Source organism: Absicoccus intestinalis (assembly GCF_033971885.1).
GTDB classification, from domain to species: Bacteria; Bacillota_I; Bacilli_A; order Erysipelotrichales; family Erysipelotrichaceae; genus Absicoccus; species Absicoccus intestinalis.
Genome location: NZ_JALBUS010000001.1, coordinates 98,447 through 121,197, shown reverse-complemented (window position 1 = coordinate 121,197; position 22,751 = coordinate 98,447). Strand labels below are relative to the sequence as shown.

Annotated in this window: 29 protein-coding genes and 1 riboswitch; of the genes, 20 read left to right on the top strand and 9 right to left on the bottom strand. The window is 39.8% G+C overall.

Annotated elements, in window-relative coordinates:
- Positions 1 to 25: 25 nt before the first annotated feature.
- The 5 genes from MOZ64_RS00605 to MOZ64_RS00585 are packed head-to-tail and all read left to right on the top strand — an operon-like array spanning position 26 to position 3,017.
- Entirely contained in the window at positions 26 to 502 is a 477-nt protein-coding gene (locus MOZ64_RS00605; protein WP_320324684.1) for a PTS sugar transporter subunit IIB, read from the top strand.
- 33 nt (positions 503 to 535) lie between these two features.
- Positions 536 to 1,300 carry a PTS sugar transporter subunit IIC gene (locus MOZ64_RS00600; protein ID WP_320324683.1) on the top strand — a complete coding sequence of 255 codons (765 nt, stop codon included), beginning with the start codon at positions 536 to 538 and terminating at the stop codon, positions 1,298 to 1,300.
- Between the two features lie 4 nt (positions 1,301 to 1,304).
- Positions 1,305 to 2,126 (top strand): PTS system mannose/fructose/sorbose family transporter subunit IID, encoded by an 822-nt coding sequence (locus MOZ64_RS00595; protein WP_320324682.1) that lies wholly within the window; start codon positions 1,305 to 1,307, stop codon positions 2,124 to 2,126.
- Between the two features lie 58 nt (positions 2,127 to 2,184).
- Positions 2,185 to 2,607, top strand: a complete 423-nt coding sequence (locus MOZ64_RS00590) for a PTS sugar transporter subunit IIA (RefSeq protein ID WP_320324681.1) — start codon at positions 2,185 to 2,187, stop codon at positions 2,605 to 2,607.
- Between the two features lie 5 nt (positions 2,608 to 2,612).
- The gene (locus MOZ64_RS00585) at positions 2,613 to 3,017 is read left to right on the top strand and encodes a hypothetical protein (RefSeq protein WP_320324680.1); all 405 of its coding nucleotides are present in this window, start codon (positions 2,613 to 2,615) and stop codon (positions 3,015 to 3,017) included.
- Between the two features lie 286 nt (positions 3,018 to 3,303).
- Here the strand turns inward: MOZ64_RS00585 and cytX are convergent, their stop codons facing one another.
- From cytX to thiM, 5 genes are read right to left on the bottom strand one after another with little or no spacing between them, the layout of a single operon-like run.
- Positions 3,304 to 4,452 (bottom strand): putative hydroxymethylpyrimidine transporter CytX, encoded by a 1,149-nt coding sequence (cytX, locus tag MOZ64_RS00580; RefSeq protein ID WP_320324679.1) that lies wholly within the window; start codon positions 4,450 to 4,452, stop codon positions 3,304 to 3,306.
- Positions 4,449 to 5,246: a bifunctional hydroxymethylpyrimidine kinase/phosphomethylpyrimidine kinase gene (thiD, locus tag MOZ64_RS00575; RefSeq protein ID WP_320324678.1), complete on the bottom strand. Its 798-nt coding sequence runs from the start codon at positions 5,244 to 5,246 to the stop codon at positions 4,449 to 4,451. Before thiD ends, cytX begins: the two co-directional genes overlap by 4 nt.
- 25 nt (positions 5,247 to 5,271) lie before the next feature.
- Positions 5,272 to 5,913 (bottom strand): HAD family hydrolase, encoded by a 642-nt coding sequence (locus MOZ64_RS00570; protein WP_320324677.1) that lies wholly within the window; start codon positions 5,911 to 5,913, stop codon positions 5,272 to 5,274.
- Positions 5,897 to 6,544, bottom strand: a complete 648-nt coding sequence (thiE, locus tag MOZ64_RS00565) for a thiamine phosphate synthase (RefSeq protein ID WP_320324676.1) — start codon at positions 6,542 to 6,544, stop codon at positions 5,897 to 5,899. Before thiE ends, MOZ64_RS00570 begins: the two co-directional genes overlap by 17 nt.
- Positions 6,531 to 7,352: a hydroxyethylthiazole kinase gene (thiM, locus tag MOZ64_RS00560; protein ID WP_320324675.1), complete on the bottom strand. Its 822-nt coding sequence runs from the start codon at positions 7,350 to 7,352 to the stop codon at positions 6,531 to 6,533. The genes thiE and thiM overlap by 14 nt, the downstream gene beginning before the upstream one ends.
- 44 nt (positions 7,353 to 7,396) lie before the next feature.
- A riboswitch (TPP riboswitch) is annotated at positions 7,397 to 7,501 on the bottom strand.
- Positions 7,502 to 7,622: 121 nt separating this feature from the next.
- Between thiM and MOZ64_RS00555 the strand changes: the two genes are divergently transcribed.
- The 8 genes from MOZ64_RS00555 to MOZ64_RS00520 all read left to right on the top strand — a co-directional run bounded on the left by MOZ64_RS00555 (position 7,623) and on the right by MOZ64_RS00520 (position 12,854).
- A complete protein-coding gene (locus tag MOZ64_RS00555) occupies positions 7,623 to 8,618 on the top strand; it encodes a permease (protein ID WP_320324674.1) in 996 nt (331 codons plus the stop codon).
- A gap of 13 nt (positions 8,619 to 8,631) precedes the next feature.
- Positions 8,632 to 8,943: an ArsR/SmtB family transcription factor gene (locus MOZ64_RS00550; RefSeq protein WP_320324673.1), complete on the top strand. Its 312-nt coding sequence runs from the start codon at positions 8,632 to 8,634 to the stop codon at positions 8,941 to 8,943.
- Positions 8,921 to 9,982: an ACR3 family arsenite efflux transporter gene (arsB, locus tag MOZ64_RS00545; RefSeq protein ID WP_320324672.1), complete on the top strand. Its 1,062-nt coding sequence runs from the start codon at positions 8,921 to 8,923 to the stop codon at positions 9,980 to 9,982. Before MOZ64_RS00550 ends, arsB begins: the two co-directional genes overlap by 23 nt.
- The gene (locus tag MOZ64_RS00540; protein WP_320324671.1) at positions 9,972 to 10,199 is read left to right on the top strand and encodes a thioredoxin family protein; all 228 of its coding nucleotides are present in this window, start codon (positions 9,972 to 9,974) and stop codon (positions 10,197 to 10,199) included. The genes arsB and MOZ64_RS00540 overlap by 11 nt, the downstream gene beginning before the upstream one ends.
- Positions 10,196 to 10,612 (top strand): arsenate reductase ArsC, encoded by a 417-nt coding sequence (locus MOZ64_RS00535; RefSeq protein WP_320324670.1) that lies wholly within the window; start codon positions 10,196 to 10,198, stop codon positions 10,610 to 10,612. The genes MOZ64_RS00540 and MOZ64_RS00535 overlap by 4 nt, the downstream gene beginning before the upstream one ends.
- A 3-nt stretch (positions 10,613 to 10,615) precedes the next feature.
- The gene (locus tag MOZ64_RS00530; RefSeq protein ID WP_320324669.1) at positions 10,616 to 11,479 is read left to right on the top strand and encodes an SPL family radical SAM protein; all 864 of its coding nucleotides are present in this window, start codon (positions 10,616 to 10,618) and stop codon (positions 11,477 to 11,479) included.
- 30 nt (positions 11,480 to 11,509) lie between these two features.
- Positions 11,510 to 12,283: a Cof-type HAD-IIB family hydrolase gene (locus MOZ64_RS00525; RefSeq protein ID WP_320324668.1), complete on the top strand. Its 774-nt coding sequence runs from the start codon at positions 11,510 to 11,512 to the stop codon at positions 12,281 to 12,283.
- Positions 12,284 to 12,383: 100 nt separating this feature from the next.
- On the top strand, positions 12,384 to 12,854 hold the full coding sequence (locus MOZ64_RS00520) for a GNAT family N-acetyltransferase (RefSeq protein WP_320324667.1): 471 nt from the start codon (positions 12,384 to 12,386) through the stop codon (positions 12,852 to 12,854).
- 26 nt (positions 12,855 to 12,880) lie between these two features.
- Here the strand turns inward: MOZ64_RS00520 and MOZ64_RS00515 are convergent, their stop codons facing one another.
- Positions 12,881 to 13,765, bottom strand: coding sequence for a LysR family transcriptional regulator (locus tag MOZ64_RS00515; RefSeq protein ID WP_320324666.1), 885 nt, complete (start codon positions 13,763 to 13,765; stop codon positions 12,881 to 12,883).
- A 126-nt stretch (positions 13,766 to 13,891) separates the two neighbouring features.
- On the opposite strand from MOZ64_RS00515, the gene MOZ64_RS00510 reads away from it, so the two are divergent.
- The gene (locus MOZ64_RS00510) at positions 13,892 to 14,908 is read left to right on the top strand and encodes a YeiH family protein (RefSeq protein ID WP_320324665.1); all 1,017 of its coding nucleotides are present in this window, start codon (positions 13,892 to 13,894) and stop codon (positions 14,906 to 14,908) included.
- Between the two features lie 175 nt (positions 14,909 to 15,083).
- Here the strand turns inward: MOZ64_RS00510 and MOZ64_RS00505 are convergent, their stop codons facing one another.
- A complete protein-coding gene (locus tag MOZ64_RS00505) occupies positions 15,084 to 15,962 on the bottom strand; it encodes a LysR family transcriptional regulator (protein WP_320324664.1) in 879 nt (292 codons plus the stop codon).
- A gap of 395 nt (positions 15,963 to 16,357) precedes the next feature.
- Between MOZ64_RS00505 and MOZ64_RS00500 the strand changes: the two genes are divergently transcribed.
- From MOZ64_RS00500 to MOZ64_RS00480, 5 genes are all read left to right on the top strand, one after another.
- Positions 16,358 to 16,510, top strand: coding sequence for a hypothetical protein (locus MOZ64_RS00500; protein ID WP_320324663.1), 153 nt, complete (start codon positions 16,358 to 16,360; stop codon positions 16,508 to 16,510).
- A gap of 34 nt (positions 16,511 to 16,544) precedes the next feature.
- On the top strand, positions 16,545 to 17,204 hold the full coding sequence (locus tag MOZ64_RS00495; RefSeq protein WP_320324662.1) for a DNA alkylation repair protein: 660 nt from the start codon (positions 16,545 to 16,547) through the stop codon (positions 17,202 to 17,204).
- Between the two features lie 654 nt (positions 17,205 to 17,858).
- Positions 17,859 to 17,990, top strand: coding sequence for a hypothetical protein (locus MOZ64_RS00490; protein WP_320324661.1), 132 nt, complete (start codon positions 17,859 to 17,861; stop codon positions 17,988 to 17,990).
- A gap of 327 nt (positions 17,991 to 18,317) precedes the next feature.
- Entirely contained in the window at positions 18,318 to 18,770 is a 453-nt protein-coding gene (locus tag MOZ64_RS00485; RefSeq protein WP_320324660.1) for a low molecular weight protein-tyrosine-phosphatase, read from the top strand.
- A 57-nt stretch (positions 18,771 to 18,827) separates the two neighbouring features.
- Entirely contained in the window at positions 18,828 to 19,760 is a 933-nt protein-coding gene (locus MOZ64_RS00480; RefSeq protein WP_320324659.1) for a 3-hydroxyacyl-CoA dehydrogenase, read from the top strand.
- Here MOZ64_RS00480 and pdxT read toward each other — a convergent pair.
- Positions 19,749 to 20,312: a pyridoxal 5'-phosphate synthase glutaminase subunit PdxT gene (pdxT, locus tag MOZ64_RS00475; protein WP_320324658.1), complete on the bottom strand. Its 564-nt coding sequence runs from the start codon at positions 20,310 to 20,312 to the stop codon at positions 19,749 to 19,751. The genes MOZ64_RS00480 and pdxT overlap by 12 nt on opposite strands.
- Positions 20,309 to 21,175: a pyridoxal 5'-phosphate synthase lyase subunit PdxS gene (gene pdxS, locus MOZ64_RS00470; RefSeq protein WP_370659440.1), complete on the bottom strand. Its 867-nt coding sequence runs from the start codon at positions 21,173 to 21,175 to the stop codon at positions 20,309 to 20,311. Before pdxS ends, pdxT begins: the two co-directional genes overlap by 4 nt.
- 106 nt (positions 21,176 to 21,281) lie before the next feature.
- Here pdxS and pdxR point away from each other — a divergent pair, with 106 nt between their 5' ends.
- Positions 21,282 to 22,664, top strand: coding sequence for a MocR-like pyridoxine biosynthesis transcription factor PdxR (pdxR, locus tag MOZ64_RS00465; RefSeq protein WP_320324657.1), 1,383 nt, complete (start codon positions 21,282 to 21,284; stop codon positions 22,662 to 22,664).
- The last annotated feature ends 87 nt before the right edge of the window (positions 22,665 to 22,751 follow it).

Genomic DNA, 22,751 nt, shown 5'->3' with positions numbered 1-22,751 from the left:
AGAAAATTAGAAAGGAGCATGCATTATGGGAGTTTTAAAAATGGTGCGTATTGATTATCGAATGGTTCATGGCCAGATTGTGGCGAAGTGGATCAAATTTCGTCCAGTGGATCGTTTGATTCTAGCTGATGATGCTTTAGTTGAAGATGATTTTATGGGTGATATCTATCGCATGGCAGTACCACAAAAAGATGTAGATATTGTTAGAATATCAGATATTCAAAAAGCAATTGATGCAAAAAATGATAAAGTTCTATTAATTTTTAAAGATGTAAATGCAGCATATAATGCATGGAAAAATGGATTAGTATTACCAGAATTGAATGTTGGTGCTATTGAAAATGCGACCAATCGAAAGACAGTATTACAAGGAGTCGCTCTTTCCCAATCCGAATATAAAAAATTAGAAGAAATGCAAGCAAGCGGAGTACATGTATTTTTACAACCAATTCCTGAAAATGATGCTATTGAATTGAAATCAATTGAGAAAAAAGTATTTTAATGATCATTTGTCTTTAAGAAAGGAGAGAAGAAAATGAGTGGAAGTACATTAGTGATTATGGCAATTGTAATGGGCTTGATGTATTGGATTGCCCGAGGAATGATTGGTGGATATTTTGCCTTCTTCTTCATTGCCAGTCCTATTGTTGTAGGTGTTGTTGCTGGATTAATTTATGGAGACTTAACGCGAGGATTAATTATTGGAGGCGGTATTGCTGCAGCTTTTGCTGGAATTATAGCACCAGGAGGCAATTTGCCAACAGATTCGGCTTTAGCAGCAACAACCGTCATACCTATTGCTTTAGCCACTGGTTTATCGGCAGAACAAGCGATTGCATTTGCTGTTCCAATGGGATTAGTAGGATCATTTGTCACAAATCTTCGGAAAATGATCAATGTAATTTTTGTTCACCGTGCAGATGCTTGTGCGGCTCGAGGAGATTCTGCAGGATTGACACGTTGTGCAATCATTTATCCACCATTAATTGAATTGCCATTATTATTCCTACCCGTATTTTTAGTTGTAATGTTTGGTCAAAATGCCATGTTAGCTTTTATGAACAATGTTCCAACATGGGTCATGCATGGACTGGAAGTTGCTGGTGGTGTTATGCCTGCAATTGGATTTGCATTAATTATGAATATGATTGGGAAGCCAAAGATGATTCCTTACACTATTATCGGGTTTATATTGGTTAAATCTATGGGATTGAATAGCTTAACGGCAGGGTTACTAGCAGGTTGTGCAGCTTTCTTGATTGTAATGGCTAAACGAGATCGAGCAAAGGAAGGAGCATAGAAGAATGACTGAAGAAAAGAAAATCACGTTAACGAAAAAAGACATCAATCGAGCTATTCGCAGATGGTATATTTCGACGGAGATGTCTTTAAATTATGAGCGTATGCAATCTATTGCTTATACTTACTCGATTATGCCAGCTTTGAAAAAATTATATCCAAATGAAGAAGACTATATTGCAGCATTACAAAGACATTTGGAATTATTCAATACGAACGCTACTGCAGGTGGTTTGATTTTAGGAACAACATTGGCTATGGAAGAAGAAAAAGCCAATCATCCTGATAAGATTCCAGGCAGTGCCATTGTATCAATTAAAACAGGATTGATGGGACCTGTTGCAGCATTTGGTGATTCTTTTTCAGCAGGTACGATCACAACATTATTTATTTTAGCTTCTTGTTCATTGGCAAAGAGTGGTTCCATTGCTGGATTCTGGCTCTTATTGTTAGGAACGATGTACACACTCGGTGAACTCATTGTTTTAACAAAATTAACTTATCAAAAAGGACGTTCAGCTATCAAAGACGTTTTATCTTCATCACTAATGACGGATGTGATAGAAGGCGCTAATATTTTGGGAATGACAATGATGGGTGCTCTAACAGCCTCTATGGTAAATCTAAGTGTAGCTATTACTGCACATTTTGATAAAGCTACTTTAAGTGTGCAAGATAAAATCGATGGCATTATGCCAGGCATTCTTTCCTTATCGGTATTATTAATTTACTATTTTTTGATAAGTAAAAAACATGTTAGTGTAGCAAAATTGGTTTTAATTACATTGGTTTTTGGTATTGTTACGGCTGCTATTGGATTGTTTTAACTAGATTTCGGGAATCTTTGGATTCCCGGATTTTGGTTAAAGAAAAGAGGTGCAAATATTGAAAGGTATTATTTTAGCGAGTCATGGAAAAATGGCTGATGGATTATTAGACTCATTGGAATTATTTAATGGTCAATTAAGTCAAGTGCAGGCTTTATGTTTATTACCCGGCGAGGAAATTCCGTTATTCATTCAACGTATTCAAAAAGCGGTGAGTCAAGTTGATACAGGCGATGGAGTTGTAATTTTTTGTGATTTGTTATTTGGCTCTCCATGTAATTGCAGCAGTGTTCTTATAAAAGATACTAAGATGGCAAACAAAGTTGATATTATTACTGGAATGAATTTGCCAATGGTCATGGAATTCTTGGCATCTCGTGAAAGAAATATATCTTCTGATGAGATCATAAATGTGGGGCGAGAAGGCATTCAAGATTTCGTTGATATATATCGACAATCGAAAATAGCGAAAGAGAAATGATCAATATGAAAGAGGACGATATCAAAAACATCTTATTTGCAAATCAGATTGCATATGCAGGACATGGTTCGATTTATGCAACGCTTCAACCTTCGGTTGGAGCATATAAAAATGGTTTGGGAAGCACCATGTATGTCATGAAAGATCACATTCTCCATTTAAATAATGAAGGTTTGACAATCATTGCCATTGATGATAATGATGGTCAATTATTACCGGATACTTTGATTTTTTTACCTATGAATTCAATACAAATCCACTTGAAGATTCATTTAACGCATATAAAAATGATCATTACATCATCCAATGGAGATATAGTGTTTAAAGTTCATAAAAATGTGATTGGTTGTCCGTGGCATAAAGAAAATTTATCCTTTCTTATGTTGCAATCAACAACGACTAGTAGATAGAAAATGGTTTTGTGATCTAATTGTATTTTATTTTTTTGAGGATATGTCTTCGATAAAGTAATATATTGCATCAGTAATTTCCATGCATATCGTAATTAATGAGGAAACAAACACACGAATTTAATATATTTATTTTCATTGATACCACCATTATGAAAATATAATAATAATATATCCTAACATATCCTAACGATGGTGATATTTTTTAGTATTTGAAGATTTAATAGCAAGGTGAAATTCCATAAACATGAAAAAAATCAAATAAGCCCCAATCTATCGATTGGGGTTAGTTCTTTTTCATTACTTTATTGATCAGGACACACAACAGGATGGTGATTAACATATCTGGGAAGGTATTTCCTAGAATGAAGTCGATATGCATCAAACAGCGGTAGAGAATGAAACCAATGATCCAGATGATCATATTTGGTTTATGGTTGGTTTGATGTTTCAATAGGAAATAATCCGCAATTTGGATGGCAATCATGGGGGCAAAAACTGAGCCAATGAAATATAAGAAATTGGTGATATCATCCATTGGGAAGAGGATGGCACCGATCACACCAATGATGGTCACTCCGATCGCAATCTTAGATCCATCCCAATCTTCTTTGATGGCTTGGGTGGAAATACCAGCCGAATAAGCATCCAAAAACGTGGTGGTTACGGTGGATAAGACAATGATCAAAAGGCCAATGACACCAAATCCGGCTTTTAAAAGAATTTGGGCAATATCACTTTGTTGGGTATAAATGGCGGCGCCCATCCCAATCATATACATCCAACAAGATGTCAATCCATAGGCAATGCTGCTTACAGCCGTTGCTTGAATGGGCTTTTTGGCTTCCTTGGTGTAATCACTGATCAAAGGTAACCAAGAAAGGGGCATCGCAACCGATAATTCAACGGCGGATCCAAAAGATAAGACATCACTGGTTTGGGTGGATATGCCGGTATTTTTAAAAACGGTAAAGCTCAATACAATGGTTAGGATGAATAAGGCCATCATGGTGATGGTATTGACCTTGCCTAAATTGGTAATTCCTAACAATAACCAAACAATGATCAAAGCACCAATCAAAAGGGCCCAAAACCATTGGCCATTGGCTAAAATACCATTGGCAGCTAAGGCTCCATCATAAATCATGATGGCGGTCCAACCGACCAATTGGATCACATTTAAACCGGCAAAGAATTGGCCGCCTTTTTCGCCAAAAGAGACTTTGACACTTTCCATGGCACTTTTTCGCATCGTTCCACCAATCGCTCCGGATAAGAACAATAAGATACAACCAATCACATGACCAATGATAATGGCCAATAGACCTTTGCTAAAGCCAAGGGGAGCAAAATAGGTACCTGTTAGTATTTCGGCAAGGGAAATGGCAGCACCAAACCAGATCAATCCATTCTCAAAATTACTGGTTTGTTTCATTGGGCAAATTCTCCTTGTAGGTCAAACATATGATTCATGGGTCCTTGGCCTTGGCCTAGATCCAACATGGCAGCTAAGGCTTTGGATAAATAATCTTTCGCACGTTTGACCGCTGTTTCCAAATTGTATCCTTTGGCAAGATTGGAAGCAATGGCACTGGATAACGTGCATCCCGTACCATGGGTATTGGGATTATCAATTCGCTTGCCATAGAACCAATGGATTTGGCCGTTTTCAACTAAGACATCATTGGCATCGTTGATTTGATGCCCCCCTTTACATAAACAAGCACATCCATAGGTGGATTCAATGATTTTTGCGGCTTTTTCCATATCCGCTTCATTTTGAATGGACATATTCGCTAATAATTCAGCTTCCGGAATATTTGGCGTACAAACCAGTGCTAAAGGCAATAGATTGGTTTTTAGGGCATCAATGGCAGCTTCATCAATCAAACGAGCTCCACTGGTTGCGACCATGACTGGATCGACCACAATATGGTTGGCAGAATATTGCTTTAATTTGTTGGCAATGGTTTCAATCAATTCTTGTTTGGAAACCATCCCAATTTTGACGGCATCTGGAAAAATATCCGTAAAGATGGCATCGAGTTCATGGCCTAGAAATTCGGGGGTGGCATTGAAAATATCGGTTACCCCTAATGTATTTTGCGCCGTTAAAGCTGTGATGGCACTGGTGGCAAATACGCCATTGGTTGTCATAGTTTTGATATCCGCTTGGATACCGGCGCCTCCGCTGGAATCAGAACCAGCGATCGTACATGCTGTAAACATCAAATTCCTCCTTTGCATGTATTTTCTATAGCGATAAAAGGTGGTGTCCCCAATCTACCGCTTCCAGATCGGACACGAAATCATCGGCCCGAGATTGGATGAGTTTTTGTTTATCTTGGTTGGATGGATCGGCAATGCCAATGGTCGTACAACCCGCTTGGTTTGCCGATTGGATCGCATCTAAACTATCTTCAAACACAAGAAGATCTTGTGGTTGGACATGTAAGGTGTTCGCTACATTTGTATAGATATGTGGATCTCGTTTATCCATGACCGTAAAAATGGCTTGAAAATAAGAACGAATATGTAATCGTTTGAAGGCTGCATTAATCAAGGTTTCATCGCCAATGGATAATACATACATGGGCATATGTTGGTCTTGACACGCTTGTAGACACGATACAATGCCTGGCTTTAATGTCACTTCTTCTTTATAATACGTTGCCAACATTTCAATGATTTCATGTTGGATCTGGATGGAAGATTCATTGAGTTGATAGTGTTCTTTCATATACAAACTCGATTCTTCTAAAGACATTGGTGCAATGATCTTGGCAAGATCGAGTTTTGGCTTCTTGCCTTTGGATCGAATGTATCGTAGGGGCAATGCATCCCAAATGGCCATGGAATCCAAGATCACACCATCCACATCAAAGAGGGCGATCATCTAACATCTGCTCCGTGGCTTGTTTTAAGTCTTTGGTGGCTTGGGTAATGTGTTGTTGGGCAAAGATGGCACTGATCACGGCAATGCCAACAATACCGGAACCAGCTAATTCTTTGACATTGTCTTGGGTGATGCCCCCAATCGCAATGACCGGAATGGATACGGCTTCGCAAATGGCTTTTAAGGTCTCATAACTGACATCTTCCGCATCATCTTTAGAACCAGTGGGAAAGACAGCACCCACACCGAGATAATCCGCACCATGTGCTTCGGCTTTTTTAGCTTGTTCTACAGTTTGTGCGGATACACCTAAAATAACATCGTTGCCTAATGCTTTTCTTACATCCAAGGCTTCCATATCGCTTTGGCCGACATGAATGCCATCCGCATGTATGTCTTTGGCAATTGCAACATTGTCATTGACAATAAAAGGAACTTGGTATTGTTTACACAACTTTTGAATTTCAATGGCTTCTTGTAAGAAGGTTTTGTCATCCAATTGTTTTTCTCGAAGTTGGATGCATGTGGCCCCACCATCCAAAGCTTCCTGGACTTGTTCCAACAACGTTTGATTGCCCAACCAATGACGATCGGTCACGGCATAGAGTTCCAAATAGTTATTTGATTTCATACTTGGCCCCTTCTTTAAATTGCGTGGTCGTCATTTGATTGAGGGCATCAATGATGCGATTGCGATAGGTGCTGTTGCCTTCATAAGCGGCTAAGTGCGAATAGCCAATTTCACCGGCCAAGCCCATGTCACAAACCGCAGCAGCACAAGCTTCCAAAGGATGGTCTGGATTGGCAGCTAAGAAAGCGGTCATGATTCCTGATAATTGACAACCGGTTCCGGTAATTTGGCCCATTTGCGGCTTGCCATTGCGAATCACATAACACGTATTGGCATCGGCAACCAGATCAATGGCACCGGTAATGGCAATGATACATTCTTGACTTTTGGCAAAGTTTTTGGCAAAAGTAACCATCGCACCTAAATTTTCTTCGATCACGGCATCAGCGGCATTGGCATCCACACCTTGTGTCGTTGAAGTGCCCAAGGCTAAGGTTTTGATTTCGGAAATATTACCGCGAATGACATCAAAATGAATTTGTTTGATGAGATCCAAAGCAGTTTGGGTTCGTAAGTGAGAAGCCCCTGCACCTACGGGATCCAATAAAACGACATGCCCCATTTCATTGGCTTTTTTTCCTGCACGTTTCATGCCTTCAATGGAATGCCTATTTAATGTACCAATGTTGATATTTAAACCTTGACAAATGGTCTGGATATCTTCGACATCTTCGGGCTCATCCGACATGATTGGACTGGCACCAATAGCTAAAATGGCATTGGCCACATCATTGACCGTGACATAATTGGTGATGTTGTGTACCAATGCACCGTGATTACGTACATTCTCTAAACAAGTTTCTAACATAAAATCCTCCTTATAAAAAAAGTGGCATACCAACAAGGGTATCCCACGATATTTGCGTATTTCCCTACGTTGGCATTATCCAAATCAGGTTATTGGTCAAGACCATACAGTCTTTTCTCAGCCAGTTTCGCTAGCTCCCATTTTTTATAACACATTCATCATACGCCGAATGGTTGGTTTCATCAAGAAAAAGTTGAATTATCACATTGACAAATATCGAAGTGATGATATACTATCACATAGATAGAAATCGATGTGAGGAGAAGACATATGGGATCATGGATTCAAAATGAACTATTGGGCATGCGATGGATCCATCGTTGGATGGGTCAACTTTTGATGTGGTTGGGTGTGGATGTGCAAACTCGAATGGGCGGGTCCATTCAATTTTTTCTTTATGATGTGATCAAGATCACCATTCTATTGTGTGTATTGATCTTTTTGATTTCTTATATTCAAAGTTATTTTCCACCCGAACGCAGTAAAACGATCATGGGTCGGTTTCATGGGTTGGGTGCCAATATCATTGGTGCTCTCTTAGGCACCGTAACCCCGTTTTGTTCCTGTTCTTCGATTCCCATTTTTATGGGCTTTACCAGTGCGGGTTTACCACTTGGCGTCACGTTTTCGTTTTTGATTTCTTCCCCCATGGTCGATCTGGGTAGCTTGGTCTTGTTGATGGGTATTTTTGGCTATCGCATTGCCTTGGCATATGTGATCGTGGGCTTGTTGATTGCGGTACTTGGAGGCAGTGTGATCGAACGAGCCCATATGGAAGATCAAGTGGAAGATCTGATTCGCAATGCAGTATCGACATCGATCGAATCTCCCACTTTGACCTTACTGGATCGTTTGGCCTATGCCAAAGAACAAGTTGTTTCGACGTTTCGTAAGGTCTTTCCTTATATTTTGGTGGGCGTTGGCATTGGCGCTGTGATCCATAATTGGATACCCGAATCCATGATTGAACACATTCTTGGCCACTCGAATCCTTTTGGTGTGATCCTGGCAACATTAGTAGGAGTCCCCATGTATGCCGATATTTTTGGGACCATTCCAGTCGCCGAAGCGTTATTATCAAAAGGCGCTTTATTAGGTACCGTATTGAGTTTTATGATGGCAGTGACCACATTGAGCTTGCCTTCATTGATCTTATTGCGCAAGGCGGTAAAGCCAAAACTATTAGGTACTTTTATTGGTGTATGTGTGGTAGGCATTGTTTTGGTTGGCTATGGATTCAATCTATGCCAAGGTTTATTGATCTAGGAGGTTTCTTGTTATGAATGCGATGGATGCAGCACTGATTTGTAAGGCATTGGGAGATTCCCATCGAATACAAATCGTAGAGTTATTGACAGATGGAGAGTTGTGTGGGTGTAAGTTGTTGGAACATTTTCAAATTACGCAACCCACGTTATCCCATCATATGAAAGTATTATCCGAATGTGGTTTGGTTGTCAGTCGAAAGGAATGGAAGAATACGTATTATTCTTTAAATTGCGAAACATTGATGACATTTCGAGCCTATATCGATCGTTTGAATTGCACTTGTAAGGAGGATAAGACAGATGAAATCAAAGGAAGGGATTAGTTTTTTTCAAACCTATTTATCACTATGGGTGTTTTTATGTATGGTTGCAGGTGTGTTGATAGGCCATTTTCTTCCCGTTATTCCCCATGTATTGGGAAAATTACAGATAGCAGGTATTTCCATTCCCATTGCGATCTTGATCTGGATCATGATTTATCCCATGATGATCAAAGTGGATTTTCAACGCATCAAAGAAGTTGGAAAACATCCCAAAGGCATTTTGATCACGTGGATCACCAATTGGTTGATCAAACCATTGACCATGTATGGCTTGGCCTATGTGTTTCTTTTCGTGATCTTTAAACATTGGATCGCACCGGACTTGGCCCGACAATATCTGGCTGGAGCCGTTTTGTTGGGGGCTGCCCCTTGTACCGCCATGGTCTTTGTATGGAGTAGCTTGACACATGGAGATCCTGCCTATACGATCGTGCAAGTCGCAACCAATGATTTGATCATCTTGATTGCGTTTGTTCCCATTGTGAAGTTTTTATTGGGCGTTTCCCAAGTAACCGTGCCGTATTCAACATTATTTGTCAGTATCTTCTTATTTGTGGTGATTCCGCTTGTGGCTGGTATTTTAACTCGCATTTCAATTACGAAAAAACAAGGGAAGACCTATTTGGAAACGACTTTTCTTCATCGATTTGATGGCGTGACGACCATAGGTTTATTGTTGACCTTGGTCTTGATCTTTGCATCCCAAGCTCAAGTGATTGTTTCCAATCCTTTCCATATCGTTTTGATTGCGGTTCCCTTGATCATCCAAACGTTCTTGATCTTTGGGATTGCGTATGGCGCTAGCTATCTGGCTCATTTACCCTTTGCGATTGCGGCACCCGCTGGTCTAATTGGCGCATCGAATTTCTTTGAATTAGCGGTAGCCGTAGCGATTGCGTTATTTGGCACGACCAGTCCTGCAGCTTTGGCAACGACAGTTGGCGTATTGACGGAAGTACCCGTCATGTTGACCTTAGTGAAGATAGCGAATCATACAAAACAGAAGTTTCAAAAAGGAGGAGAAACGAATGAATATTAAAGTATTAGGTGGCGGTTGCAGTAAGTGTGAGACTTTATTAAAAAATGTGAAAGAAGCCGTCGCAAACAAACATATCGATGCAAAGATCGAATACATTACGGATTTTTCGATCATTGCCAGCTTAGGCATCCTGCAAACACCGGCATTGATGATTGATGACAAAGTGGTGGCCACAGGACGTGTATTGAAACCCAAACAGATTGAGAGATTGCTATGAAAAAGTGGAAAGTAGGCTTTATTTGTACACATAATTCGTGTCGCAGCCAGATGGCAGAAGCATTCGGCAAAGCATTCGCGAGTGATGTTTTTGAAAGTTATTCGGCAGGGACTGAGATCAAAGATCAGATCGATCCCGACGCGTTGCGTATCCTCAAAACAAAATATGGAATCGATATGATTGCCAATGGCCAATACAATAAGACAGTAGATCAGCTTCCTCCATTAGATATCGTGATCACGATGGGATGTGGGGTACAATGCCCGGCCATGGCCTGTTTGTATCGCGAAGATTGGGGCTTACCAGATCCGACAGGACAGTCCGATGAAGTCTTCATCCAAGTCATCGAAGAAATCAAGACACGCACTGGCTTGTTAAAGCAACGATTGGCAGAAAGAAGTCGTGAAGGTTGAGTTATGCATGTTGTGCAAGCAAGATCGCTTTTGACCAAATGGAATGCGATCAACATCTATCGAGGTTGTACCCATGGCTGTATCTATTGCGATAGTCGAAGTGACTGTTATCATTTTGATCATGACTTTACCGATGTGGAAGTGAAAGAAAATGCACCCCTTCTTTTAGAACAGTGTTTGCGAACCAAAACCAAAAAGACCATGATCAGTACCGGTTCGATGAGTGATCCGTATCTACCCATCGAAAAGAAGCTAAAGCTTACAAGAGCTTGCCTACAAGTGATCGATCGGTATGGTTTTGGAGCTACGGTCATTACTAAATCGGATCTGGTTCTTCGAGATTTGGATTTATTGGGTGATATTCATCAACGATCCAAAGTTGTGGTCCAAATGTCTTTGACGTGTGCTTCGGATGAAATGAGTCATATCATCGAGCCAGGTGTATGTTCGAGTCGACGGCGCTATGACGTATTAAAAGCCTGTCAAGCCAAAGGGATCCCAACGGTGGTTTGGTTAACGCCTGTCTTGCCGTATTTGACAGATTCTTATGAAAATATGAAACAAATCTTGGATTGGTGTATCGATGCGGATGTCAAAGGCATCATTTGTTTCCACGCAGGAATGACACTAAGAAAGGGGAGTCGAGACTATTACTATCGCATGTTGGATGCATCGTTTCCTGGCTTGAAACAACGCTATAAAAAAGTTTATGGGAATGCGTATGAAGTCATCAGTCCACGTGATAAAGCGTTGATGGACAGGTTTCATAAAACGTGTCAGGCAGCTGGTATCATGGATGATCCCCAAGAAATTTTTCATTATACATCCACATTGTATCCATCCTATGAACCATTGACCTTATTTTGATTGATCGATTGGAAAGCGTAGAATAAACATATGAAAACGATTTTTTTTGATTTAGATGACACATTATTGGATGTGCATAAGAAACAAATTGATCCTTCTTCCATTGAAACGTTACAAGCCCTGCACACAAAAGGATATCGATTGGGCATTGCTTCGAGTCGTCCCTTGGAAAGAATAACGGGGATTCCACATATGAATGAAATCGATTGGGATGGCTATGTCACGACCAATGGGGTGGAAGTGTATGATCCTGCATTTTGCCATTTGGAAGATCATTCCTTCCAACCAGACGATCTGGATGTGATTTTTGCGTTTGGACAGGCGCACCAAGTTCCTATATTTTCCGTAGGAAAGATCGAAATGTTGACGGGAATCGATCCCACTGTTCGTTTATTCATGAAAAAATATGATGTGGTTGATTATCAGTGCAAACCCTATGAAGGTGAAAAACAAAAGTTGATCACGTATATCACCCCAGATGTGGAAGCTTTTTATCAAAAGCTGAAAATACAATTTCCACAATATCATATTGTGAAGGGTGGACCTTTCAATATTGATATTTTTCCCAAAGGCTATACCAAATTAACCGGCATTCAGACTTTGATGTATCATTGGAAAGAACCAATGAATGATTTTATGGCTTTTGGAGATTCCTATTCGGATGTATGTATGATCCAAGCCGCTAAGATCGGAGTAGCGATGCATCAGGCAATAGAATCTGTAAAGGCAGTGGCTGATTATATTTGTCCCAAAGATCAAAGCGACGCTATATCACAAGCTATCCATCATTTTAAGCTTTTATAGATGGATCCTTTGAATCGCTCGGTGTTGAAATCGATTTGTGATACAGTTTGTGTTATGCTCAAAACAAATCCATGAAAAGTGAAGGGTTTGAGGAAATGTTATGGAAATAAGAAAGATCACCAGAAAAGAAGATTTAGCGATGGTACAGCTGATTCGTGCCAGTCTAGAAGCCTATGGATTGGCATTGCCAGGAACGGTGTATTATGATGAAAACTTAGAAAAAATAAGTACATCGTATGATCATGAAGGATGTGCCTATTATGTACTTGTAGAAGAAAATCAAGTACTAGGTGGTGCTGGTTATGATCGATTTGATGGGTTTGAACATTGTTGCGAGATCCAGAAATTATATTTGAGTAAAGACATTCGGGGACATGGATATGGCAAACAATTGTTGGTGTATGTCATGGAACAAGCCCAAAGAGCCGGCTATGAACGTTGTTATATAGAAACACATGATCATCTCCAAGAAGCTTTGGGTTTGTATCAAAAACTAGGCTTTACCGATATTGAAAAACCCGAAGGTGTTGTTCATAGTACCATGAACCGCTTTTTGATCAAGGAATGGTAGCACATCACTGTGCTATTTTTTTATGATCATACGGATGCTAATAAGCTACTGATCTTCTCGTTGCGCTCGTTATAAAGGCTTCCTTGTTCCCAGATAAAATCAAGATCATGTTGGAGAGAAAAGTCTTCTAAGCAAATTTCCTTGAGTATGCCGGCTTCTATTTGTTTTTGTGCGGCCATACGATAAAGAAAGGAAATACCACAATCTTCACACAATAAATCAATGATGGTATGCATGTTTTCTACTTCCACATAGTGATGAAAATCTTCAATATCCATGCCGCGTACGGCTAGATCACGTTCCAAAATATTACGCGTGCCCGATCCTTTTTCACGAAGCAAAATTCGTTCTTCCACTAAGTCCTTGACAGTATGTGGATGGACGTTTTTAAAAACATGATTCGTGGCACAAACAGGAATATAGGCTTCGGTTCGATAGTGTGTATGCACATAGATATCTTTTGGATAATAACCTTCCACCAACGCCATTTGGATCGTACCTTCTTTTAATTGATTTAAAAGTTGGGCCGTATTTCCAAAATGCAGATGCAAATTAAGATGGGGAAATGTATTTAAAAGTTTGACGATGGGTTTCACAATGGCATATTCACCAATGGTCATGGTCACACCCAAAGAAAATTGTTCCATTTCTTGTTGCGGAGCATGCAATTCAGCTCGAAGTTGGGATTCATCATTGACCATCGTATGAAGTCGTTCATACAGTAATTTTCCTGCTGAAGTCAGTTCCAATTTTCGATTTTGATAATGAAAAAGTTGAATCTGATAATACGATTCTAAATAGTGAATGTGAGCAGAAACCGCTGGTTGGGTAATGTGTAATTGTTGAGCGGCTTTTGTGTAATTCATCGTTTGGCAAACACAAAGAAATGTACGTACGCGAAAATCCAGCATATGGAAAATCCTCCTCTTTTTTTACAATATAACGATAAAAATATATTATCAATAAATAAAAATATATAATTTTACATTTTTGCTTAGTCCTTTTATAATCAAACCCGTCAAGAGAGGGATAGGAATATGAAGAAAAACATCTACGGTATATTGTTGTGCCTTTTGCTTGCAATTCCATCTTGGTTCATTGGTATACATTTTCCAGTGATTGGTGGCGCGGTTATCGGCATTCTAGCAGGAATGATGATTACGGTATTTTGGAAAGCAAAAGGCAAAGCACAAAATGGTATTTCATGGACTGCAAAATATGTATTACAAGCAGCCGTGGTTTTATTGGGATTTGGTATGGATCTAGGCGTGATTGCACAAACGGGGCAGCAGTCATTACCTATCATTGTTTGTACCATTACGACCTCTTTATGCATTGCTTATTTGTTACATAAAAAAATGCATATTTCGGGAAATATTGCTACTTTGGTTGGGGTTGGATCTTCGATTTGTGGGGGATCTGCGATTGCCGCTACCGCACCGGTTGTCGGCGCTGACGACGAAGAAGTAGCCCAAGCCATTTCCGTTATTTTTTTCTTTAATGTGTTGGCTGCTATTTTCTTTCCTATATTAGGGCATGCTCTTGGCTTTAGTACAACGAGTGGCGAAGCTTTTGGCATCTTTGCCGGAACAGCAATCAATGATACATCTTCGGTCACGGCAGCGGCTTCGACTTGGGATAGTATGTGGCATCTGGGCAGTGCAACTTTGGATAAGGCGGTAACGGTGAAACTTACGCGTACGTTGGCAATCATTCCAATTACATTGGTGCTTGCCACAAAACAGAGTAATAGCCAAAACAAAGGGGAAGGATTTCATTTTCGCAAAGCATTTCCTTTATTCATTCTGTATTTTATCCTGGCAGCCATTTTTACAACGATTTGTGTACATGCCGGTGTACAAGCAGAAGTGTTTATGCCATTTAAAACGATATCCAAATTCTTTATCGTGATGGCCATGGTAGCCATTGGCTTAAATAGCGATATTGTCAAATTGATTCGTACAGGAGGAAAACCTCTCTTGATCGGTGTTTCGTGTTGGGTTGGTATTACCATTGTAAGTTTAGCTTTGCAACATATCATGCAGATTTGGTAGATGATAGATAAGACGTGAGATGGATCTTACGTCTTTTTTATTCATCTGATCAGTGTATTTATATGAAGAAAATGATAGATGGAACGACAAACTATTTGAACTATCTGAAACAAAATAAAAATGTGACCCTGCTTCCGAATATGTGGAGCTAAAAAGAGGTCACATTTTTTTATGATCATACGGAAGCTAATAAGTTACTGATCTTTTCATTGCGCTCGTTATAGAGGCTTCCTTGTTCCCAGATGAAATCAAGATCATGTTGGATGGAAAAATCATCCAAGGGAATTTCTTTGAGGATACCCGCTTCTATTTGTTTTTGTGCAGTCATGCGATAAAGAAACGAAATGCCACAGTCTTCACACAATAAATCAATGATGGTATGCATATTTTCCACTTCGACATATTGATGAAAAGCTTCGAGATGCATGCCTCGCACAGCCAAATCATGTTCCAAGATATTACGCGTACCCGATCCTTTTTCCCGGAGCAGGATTCGTTCTTCCATTAAGTCCTTGACAGTATGTGGATGGGCATTTTTAAATACATGATTCGTGGCACAAATGGGAATAAAAGCTTCCTTGCGATAGTGTTTATGCATATAGATGTCTTCTGGATAATAGCCTTCAATCAGTGCCATTTGGATCGTACCTTCTTTTAATAAGTCTAAGAGTTGGTCCGTATTTTCAAAACGTACATGTAAATTGAGATGGGGATAGGCTTTTAGAAGTTTGACGATGGGTTTGACAATACCATATTCACCAATGGTCATGGTCACACCCAAAGAAAATTGTTCCATTTCTTGGTGAGGAGCCAGCAATTCCGCTTGGAGCTGGGTTTCATCATTGGCCATCGTACGCAGTCGTTGATAGAGTCGTTGTCCAGCTGGGGTCAGTTTCAATTTTTCATTTTGGTAACGAAAGAGCTGCGTTTGATAATACGATTCTAAATAACGTATGTGTGCAGCTGGTTGCGTGATATGTAATAGGTTAGCAGCTTTCGTGTAATCTAAAGTTTGACAAACACAAAGAAAAGTACGTACGCGAAAATCGAGCATATAAAAACATCTTTCTGGCCCTCATGATATAACAACAAAAATAAATAATCAATAATAATAAGTTATTTAAAATTAATAATAATTTATATATTTACATGAATTTTACATGCATAAAATTATTCCATTGAAAATGGCTAAATGCTTTACAAAAGGCATGATTTTGTAAAGATCTAGAATGAATCTTAACGAGTTACGTCCATCTTTGAAAAGGAAAGAAAGCATCATTCCGATTCGCTGATGATGGTACAATAACAATACATAAATAAACGATAAAAATGTTTTCAGTCATTGTTGAGTCATTCATTGATTTTCTGCAACGTTGTATTCGAGGATGGTGGGAAAGAATATTGTTACCAAGCCGATGAGAATACGATGTAGGCGACTTAGTCATTGTTTTGGCGGGAAAGGATAACCACGAAGCTCTTGCTCGTATCGAATCCATAGAATATCATCCAGCCGAAGAAGCACCATTCCCACTAGATACGATCAAGCCGATCTTTCGTCCCTATGATGAAGAAGACATTGATGGAATATTTATACGACAATGATTCAAATCGTGCTACTAGAATGTGGAGAAGAGAAATGGATGCATATCTTAGATTAAAGAAACAATTTGAAATCAATGGAGATTCAAAAAAAGCGGTAAAAATGACAGCTTATATGCGCTATTTGTTTCCTTTTTATGGTATACCTTCTCCAAAAAGAAAAGCGATATATAAGGGATTTTTAAAAGCTGAAAAACAGAAAAAAGAAATAGACTGGGATTTGTTGGATGCATGCTATGCCGATGAATATCGAGAATTTCAATACTTTGTGGTGGACTATCTGACAACCATGAAGAAGTTTCTTACCTATGATGATCTTCCACATCTCATGAAATACATCAAAACAAAGCCATGGTGGGATACCATTGATGGTTTTACTCGAATCATTGGTCATATGGGCTTAAAGGATGCGCGCATCCATGATTTGATGCTGATATGGTCAAAAGATGATGATTTTTGGATACGACGTATGGCCATTAATCATCAATTGGGTAGAAAAGCGAAAACCAATACCCAATTATTGGAACAAATATTACTCAATAATTTTGGTAGTTCGGAATTCTTTATCAATAAAGCCATTGGCTGGAGTTTACGCGATTATTCCAAGACCAATCCCGAATGGGTCCGCCATTTCATAGAAACATACAAAGATCAAATGGATGCATTGAGCATTCGTGAAGCAAGTAAATATTTGTAATGTTTGAATACAACAGCCTATATTTCCTACAAGTTACAAGGCTGTTTTCTTATGCTTCTATGGAAGTTATGATAAAAATGGACTTAAATTCACTATAAATGTTGGTAGAGATAAAAAGAATCACATATAATTTATATGCCAAATAAAGGGCGCGAATTAAAAAATTGTAAAAAAAAACCAACCCTAGGAGCAAAGGCATCTCGACATTTGTCTTACTGGCACAGCCAGCCCAGCTATATCCACACAAGTTGGTTTTGAAGCTATTGTAGTGTATTGTTTTATGGTTTTCAAGAAGTTTATTATGGCTATTGAAGATATTAAAAAGAAATTAGATCAAGGGTTTGCTGAATGAATGCTATAAAAGAAGAATTATCTTTTGGAATGAGAAATATAGGATTTTTCCTTATAAAGTAAAGGTATGGTTTCCAATTCCATCGACAGCTGATCTAGGAAGTGTACCATCCGAATGAATTGATTTTCTTCAATAGTGCAGAAGATGCCGTCTTTAAGGCTTTAGGCGTAGAATAATCAATATTTGTAAGAAGAAAGAAAATTCTCCTATCGGAATCTATCGATAGATGAAATGATTCATCATCTTGCCTTTTTTGTTTCAAGATTATGGCAGATCCATGTATTTGAGGAAGGAAATACCGTATGACAGCTGTATTTTTTATTAAATATTTACGAACCTTTGGATTGGATGCAACAAACGATATATTCGCTGAGAATGCATGGTATTTTCGTAATGTACTCGTGGTCGCCAACTACAAAAAAGGGAATCCATGAGACCACTGAATATCTAGAGTTGTTTTTGAGAAATCTTTTACTTGGTGAACACAATTCCCTTCAAAACCGGACATTGATGGTATGTTCACACCAAAATCAACGAATCAAATCTTCGAAAGAAATTTACAAGTCAGTCCATTTTTGGCCGTTTGGATATCATGTATGCATTGGATATAAAACCATCCAGGGTATCGGAGTTGTTGAAGGAAATGAGAGAGAAAAAAAATCATTGAATCGGTTTCGGGATTTGGTAAGGGAAAGTATCGGTTTAAATCTTGATAATGATTGTTTATGTTGTTTTGTATACGAATTAGAAATGGAGGCTCTATGATCAAAATCCTATTTGTCTGTCATGGCAATATCTGTCGAAGTCCAATGGCTGAATTCATCATGAAAGATCTATGTCGCAAACAAGGTATTCCGATGAAAGTGGATTCCGTCGCGGCTACGTATGAAGAAATTGGGAATGATATGTACTATCCGGCTCGGGCAAAATTAAAAGAGAAGGGCATTCCTTTTTCTCGGCGGCAAGCACGTATCCTCACTCAATCCGATTATCAAAACTACGACCATATTTATTATATGGATGCGGAAAATCGAAGGGATATCTTACGTATTCTTGGATCGGATCCTCAACACAAAGTCCAACGTTTATTGCCCGATCGCGATGTATCCGATCCCTGGTGGACCGATGATTTTGAAACCGCCTATCAAGATGTACGAGAAGGGTGTCTATATCGGTTGAAACAATTATCTGTCATGGCAGATGCATATGACTAACAGCTTATAAAAAAACTCGATATAATGAAATCAATCATACAGAGAAGGAGGTTTATTATGAATAAACGAAAAGTAGTCGTTGTCGGTGGTGGAGTCTTAGGCTCCCAAATAGCTTTCCAAGCTGCCTATCAAGGATTTGATGTTACATTCTGGTTACGAATGGAAAGTTCCAAGACACGCACGCAACCAAAATTGGACCGATTGAAATCCATTTATTTGTCATCCTTGGAAGCGTTAAAACCGTATTGTGGAACGGACTATCCGTATTATCCGCATGGCCTTGTGGCAGATCTTGCCCAGACAAGTGTAGCCGATATCGAAGCCAAACAAGCCCAAGTCGAAAAAGCCTATGATTCCATTGTCTTAGAACTGGATATGGAAAAGGCATGCAAAGATGCCATGATCGTCATTGAAGCCATGTCCGAAGATTTGGAAGCCAAGATCGATATCTATCAAAAATTATCACAATATTTAGAACCCGATACGATTCTGGCAAGCAATTCATCGACCATGGTACCGAGCCAATTTGTCGATCATGTTAAACATCCCGAACGCTATTTAAACATGCATTTTGCGAATGAAATTTGGAAATACAATATCGTTGAGATCATGGGACATCCTCATACCGATCCTCATGTATTTGAACAAGCCGTTGCCTTTGGAAAGGAAATCGGCATGGAACCCATCTGCTTACAAAAAGAACAACCTGGCTATGTGCTCAATTCCTTATTGGTGCCATTCCTCAATGCCGCTTTGAATTTATACGCCAATGGCATTGCTGATGTACCAACCATTGATAAGACATGGCGCAAAGCAACCGGGGCTCCATATGGACCAATGCAGATCCTAGATATTGTTGGACTTCAAACAGCTTATAATATTGCCCGCATGGATCCTGCCATGAAAAAAGTGGCCGATATGTTGAAATCCTATATCGACCAAGGAAAGACCGGTGTACAAGCCAAAGCAGGATTCTATTCATACGAGTAGCGAATCAATAAAATACGAATGGATCTTGGGATCCTGTGTCAGTTCCGGATGAAACGACAAAGCGATTTGCTTGTGATATTGAACGGCAACGATGTGATCCTCTACTTTCGATAAAATTTGCACTTCGGGATCGACCTGTGTAAAAAAAGGGGCCCGAATAAAAATCATCTCAACCGCCGTGGACAAAAATGGTCCACGGCTTTTAAAACTATGACTTTGCCGCCCAAACGCATTCCGTCGAATCCTAACCGGTAACGTCTGCAGATACACTTCGTTTTGATCTTCAATTTCTTTGGATAATAAAATGCTTCCCGCACAAGTCGCTAAGGTGGGCAATCCCTGTTCAATCTTTTCTTTTAAGGGCTGTAAGATTCCTTCCGTTTCTAAAAGACGGCCTTGGGTGGTGCTTTCGCCACCCGGTAAGATGATGCCATCAATCTGGTTTACGTCTTCTTTGTGCTTGATTTCTAAAGGGCGCACCCCCAATTGTTTTAATACCTTTTCATGCTCGATAAAAGCTCCTTGTAACGCTAAGACACCCACTGTTTTCATTGTCCTCTTTCCTCCATGATCAGTTCAATTTCATCAGCATTGATGCCCACCATTGCTGGGCCAAGATCTTTGGATAATTCCGCTAAGATATTTGGCTCATTATAATGGGTGACCGCTTGCACGATGGCTTTGGCTCGTTTGGCTGGATTACCAGATGCAAAAATGCCCGATCCCACAAAGACACCTTCGGCCCCCAATTGCATCATCAAAGCGGCATCCGCTGGTGTGGCAATTCCACCCGCCGCAAAATTCACAACGGGCAATTGGCCATGAGCATGCACATATCGCAACAAAGAATACGAGACTTGCAGTTGTTTGGCCAAATCAAACAATTCATCCGCACGTTTACTGACCACCCATTGGATCTGTGCCTGCATCTTGCGCATATGCCGAACGGCCTGAATGACATCGCCCGTACCAGGTTCGCCTTTGGTACGGATCATGGCAGCTCCTTCTTCAATGCGCCGCAAAGCTTCTCCTAAATCGCGGGCTCCACATACAAAAGGAACCTGAAATCGGGTTTTATCAATATGATAGGTATCATCCGCCGGACTCAAGACTTCGGATTCATCGATATAATCGATATCCAATGCCTGCAAGATCTGGGCCTCGGCAATATGACCAATTCGACACTTGGCCATGACTGGAATGGAAACGGCTTGTTGGATGCCTTGGATCATCTTGGGATCACTCATTCGCGATACACCACCCGCTGCACGAATATCGGCGGGAATACGTTCTAAAGCCATGACGGCACAAGCCCCGGCCTCTTGCGCGATCTTGGCTTGTTCCGGTGTTGTGACATCCATGATGACCCCACCTTTCAACATTTGTGCAAGTCCACGATTGATTGTTTCATTCATTTCTTTCTGCCTCCTTGTTTGTTCATGGTTCCCATGGTACTATCATTCTGGATATATAAAAATATTCAAATTATAATTATTTTAAAATACCAGATAGGAGACAAATATGCTGACCTATGATTTAAAACAAGCCAATATCCCATTGTATATACAAATCTATCAATGCATCAAAAAAGATATCGTAGAAGGAAAACTCCAACCTCATGAAAAATTACCATCCAAACGATCCTTTGCCCGCCAACAAGGTCTTAGTACCATTACGATCCAAAATGCATATGACCAGTTGATTAGTGAAGGATATGTTTATACCCAACCCAAACGAGGCTATTTTGTGTCACCCCTTTCCAATGTTCCTCATGCCAGCCCGGTTTCATTAGACTATCATTTGGTGAAACCATCTCCTGTTTATGAGATCGATCTATCCGGGAATGGCACCATGCATTTTCCTATGTCCAATTGGGCGAAACTTTCGCGTCGCATCTACAATGAACAAGCGGATGCTTTATTGAAACGCTCAGAAAGTGCCGGTACCTTGATTTTGCGAAAGGCGATTGCCTCCCATCTACAGTCGTTTCGCAATATGATGGTCGATCCCAATCAAATCATTGTCGGCGCGGGAACGGAATATCTCTATGGCTTATTGATCCAATTGTTGGGAAGAAATCAAACCATTTGTTTGGAAGATCCAAGCTATCCTCGCTTATCCCAGATCTATCAAAAACAAGATGTTTCTATCTGTTATGCTGGATTGGATCATCAAGGCCTATCCATGGAACAATTACAGAAAACCAAAGCCAATATTGTTCATATTTCTCCCAACCATCAATTTCCAACCGGTATTCGGATGCCTACACCTCGTCGCTATGAAATTCTAGCCTGGGCCAATCAACAATCTCATCGCTACATCATTGAAGACGATTACGATAGTGAATTTCGCCGTCATGGCAAACCATTACCTACCTTATTCAGTATGGACGAAAGTGATCGCGTCATTTATATGAATACCTTTTCGCAATCTTTGAGTCCAACCATTCGAATCAGTTATATGGTCTTACCACTCTCTTTAGCCAAACGGTATTATCAAGAATTATCCTTTTATGCGTGTACAGTATCCAATTTTGAACAATATACTCTGGCGGCTTTTCTAAACGAAGGCTATTTTGAAAAACACATCAATCGCATGCGATTGTATTATGGTCGTTTACGTAAACAAATCATGACCACGATCAAACAATCGGACCTACCCGTTGCCATCATTGAAAATGAATCCGGCTTGCATTTTCTTTTACAATTAAAAACAAACCTTTCCGATGCGCAGATCATCGAACACATGCATGCGGCCTCGATTCAGATCCATGCGCTATCGGATTATTATCAAAAACCCTATGATACCCATACGTTTTTGATCAACTATGCCCAATTGACACCAGAAAAGATGCAAAAAGTGTGTAAAGCATTTCTTTACATTATTTCTGAAAATAATTCTTGAAAATCATTGAAAATATGTTACGATATTTTCACAAAGAAACCGATGAGGCGGAGATCAAACGAAAAGATGTGCCAAAGCGAGTCTGGG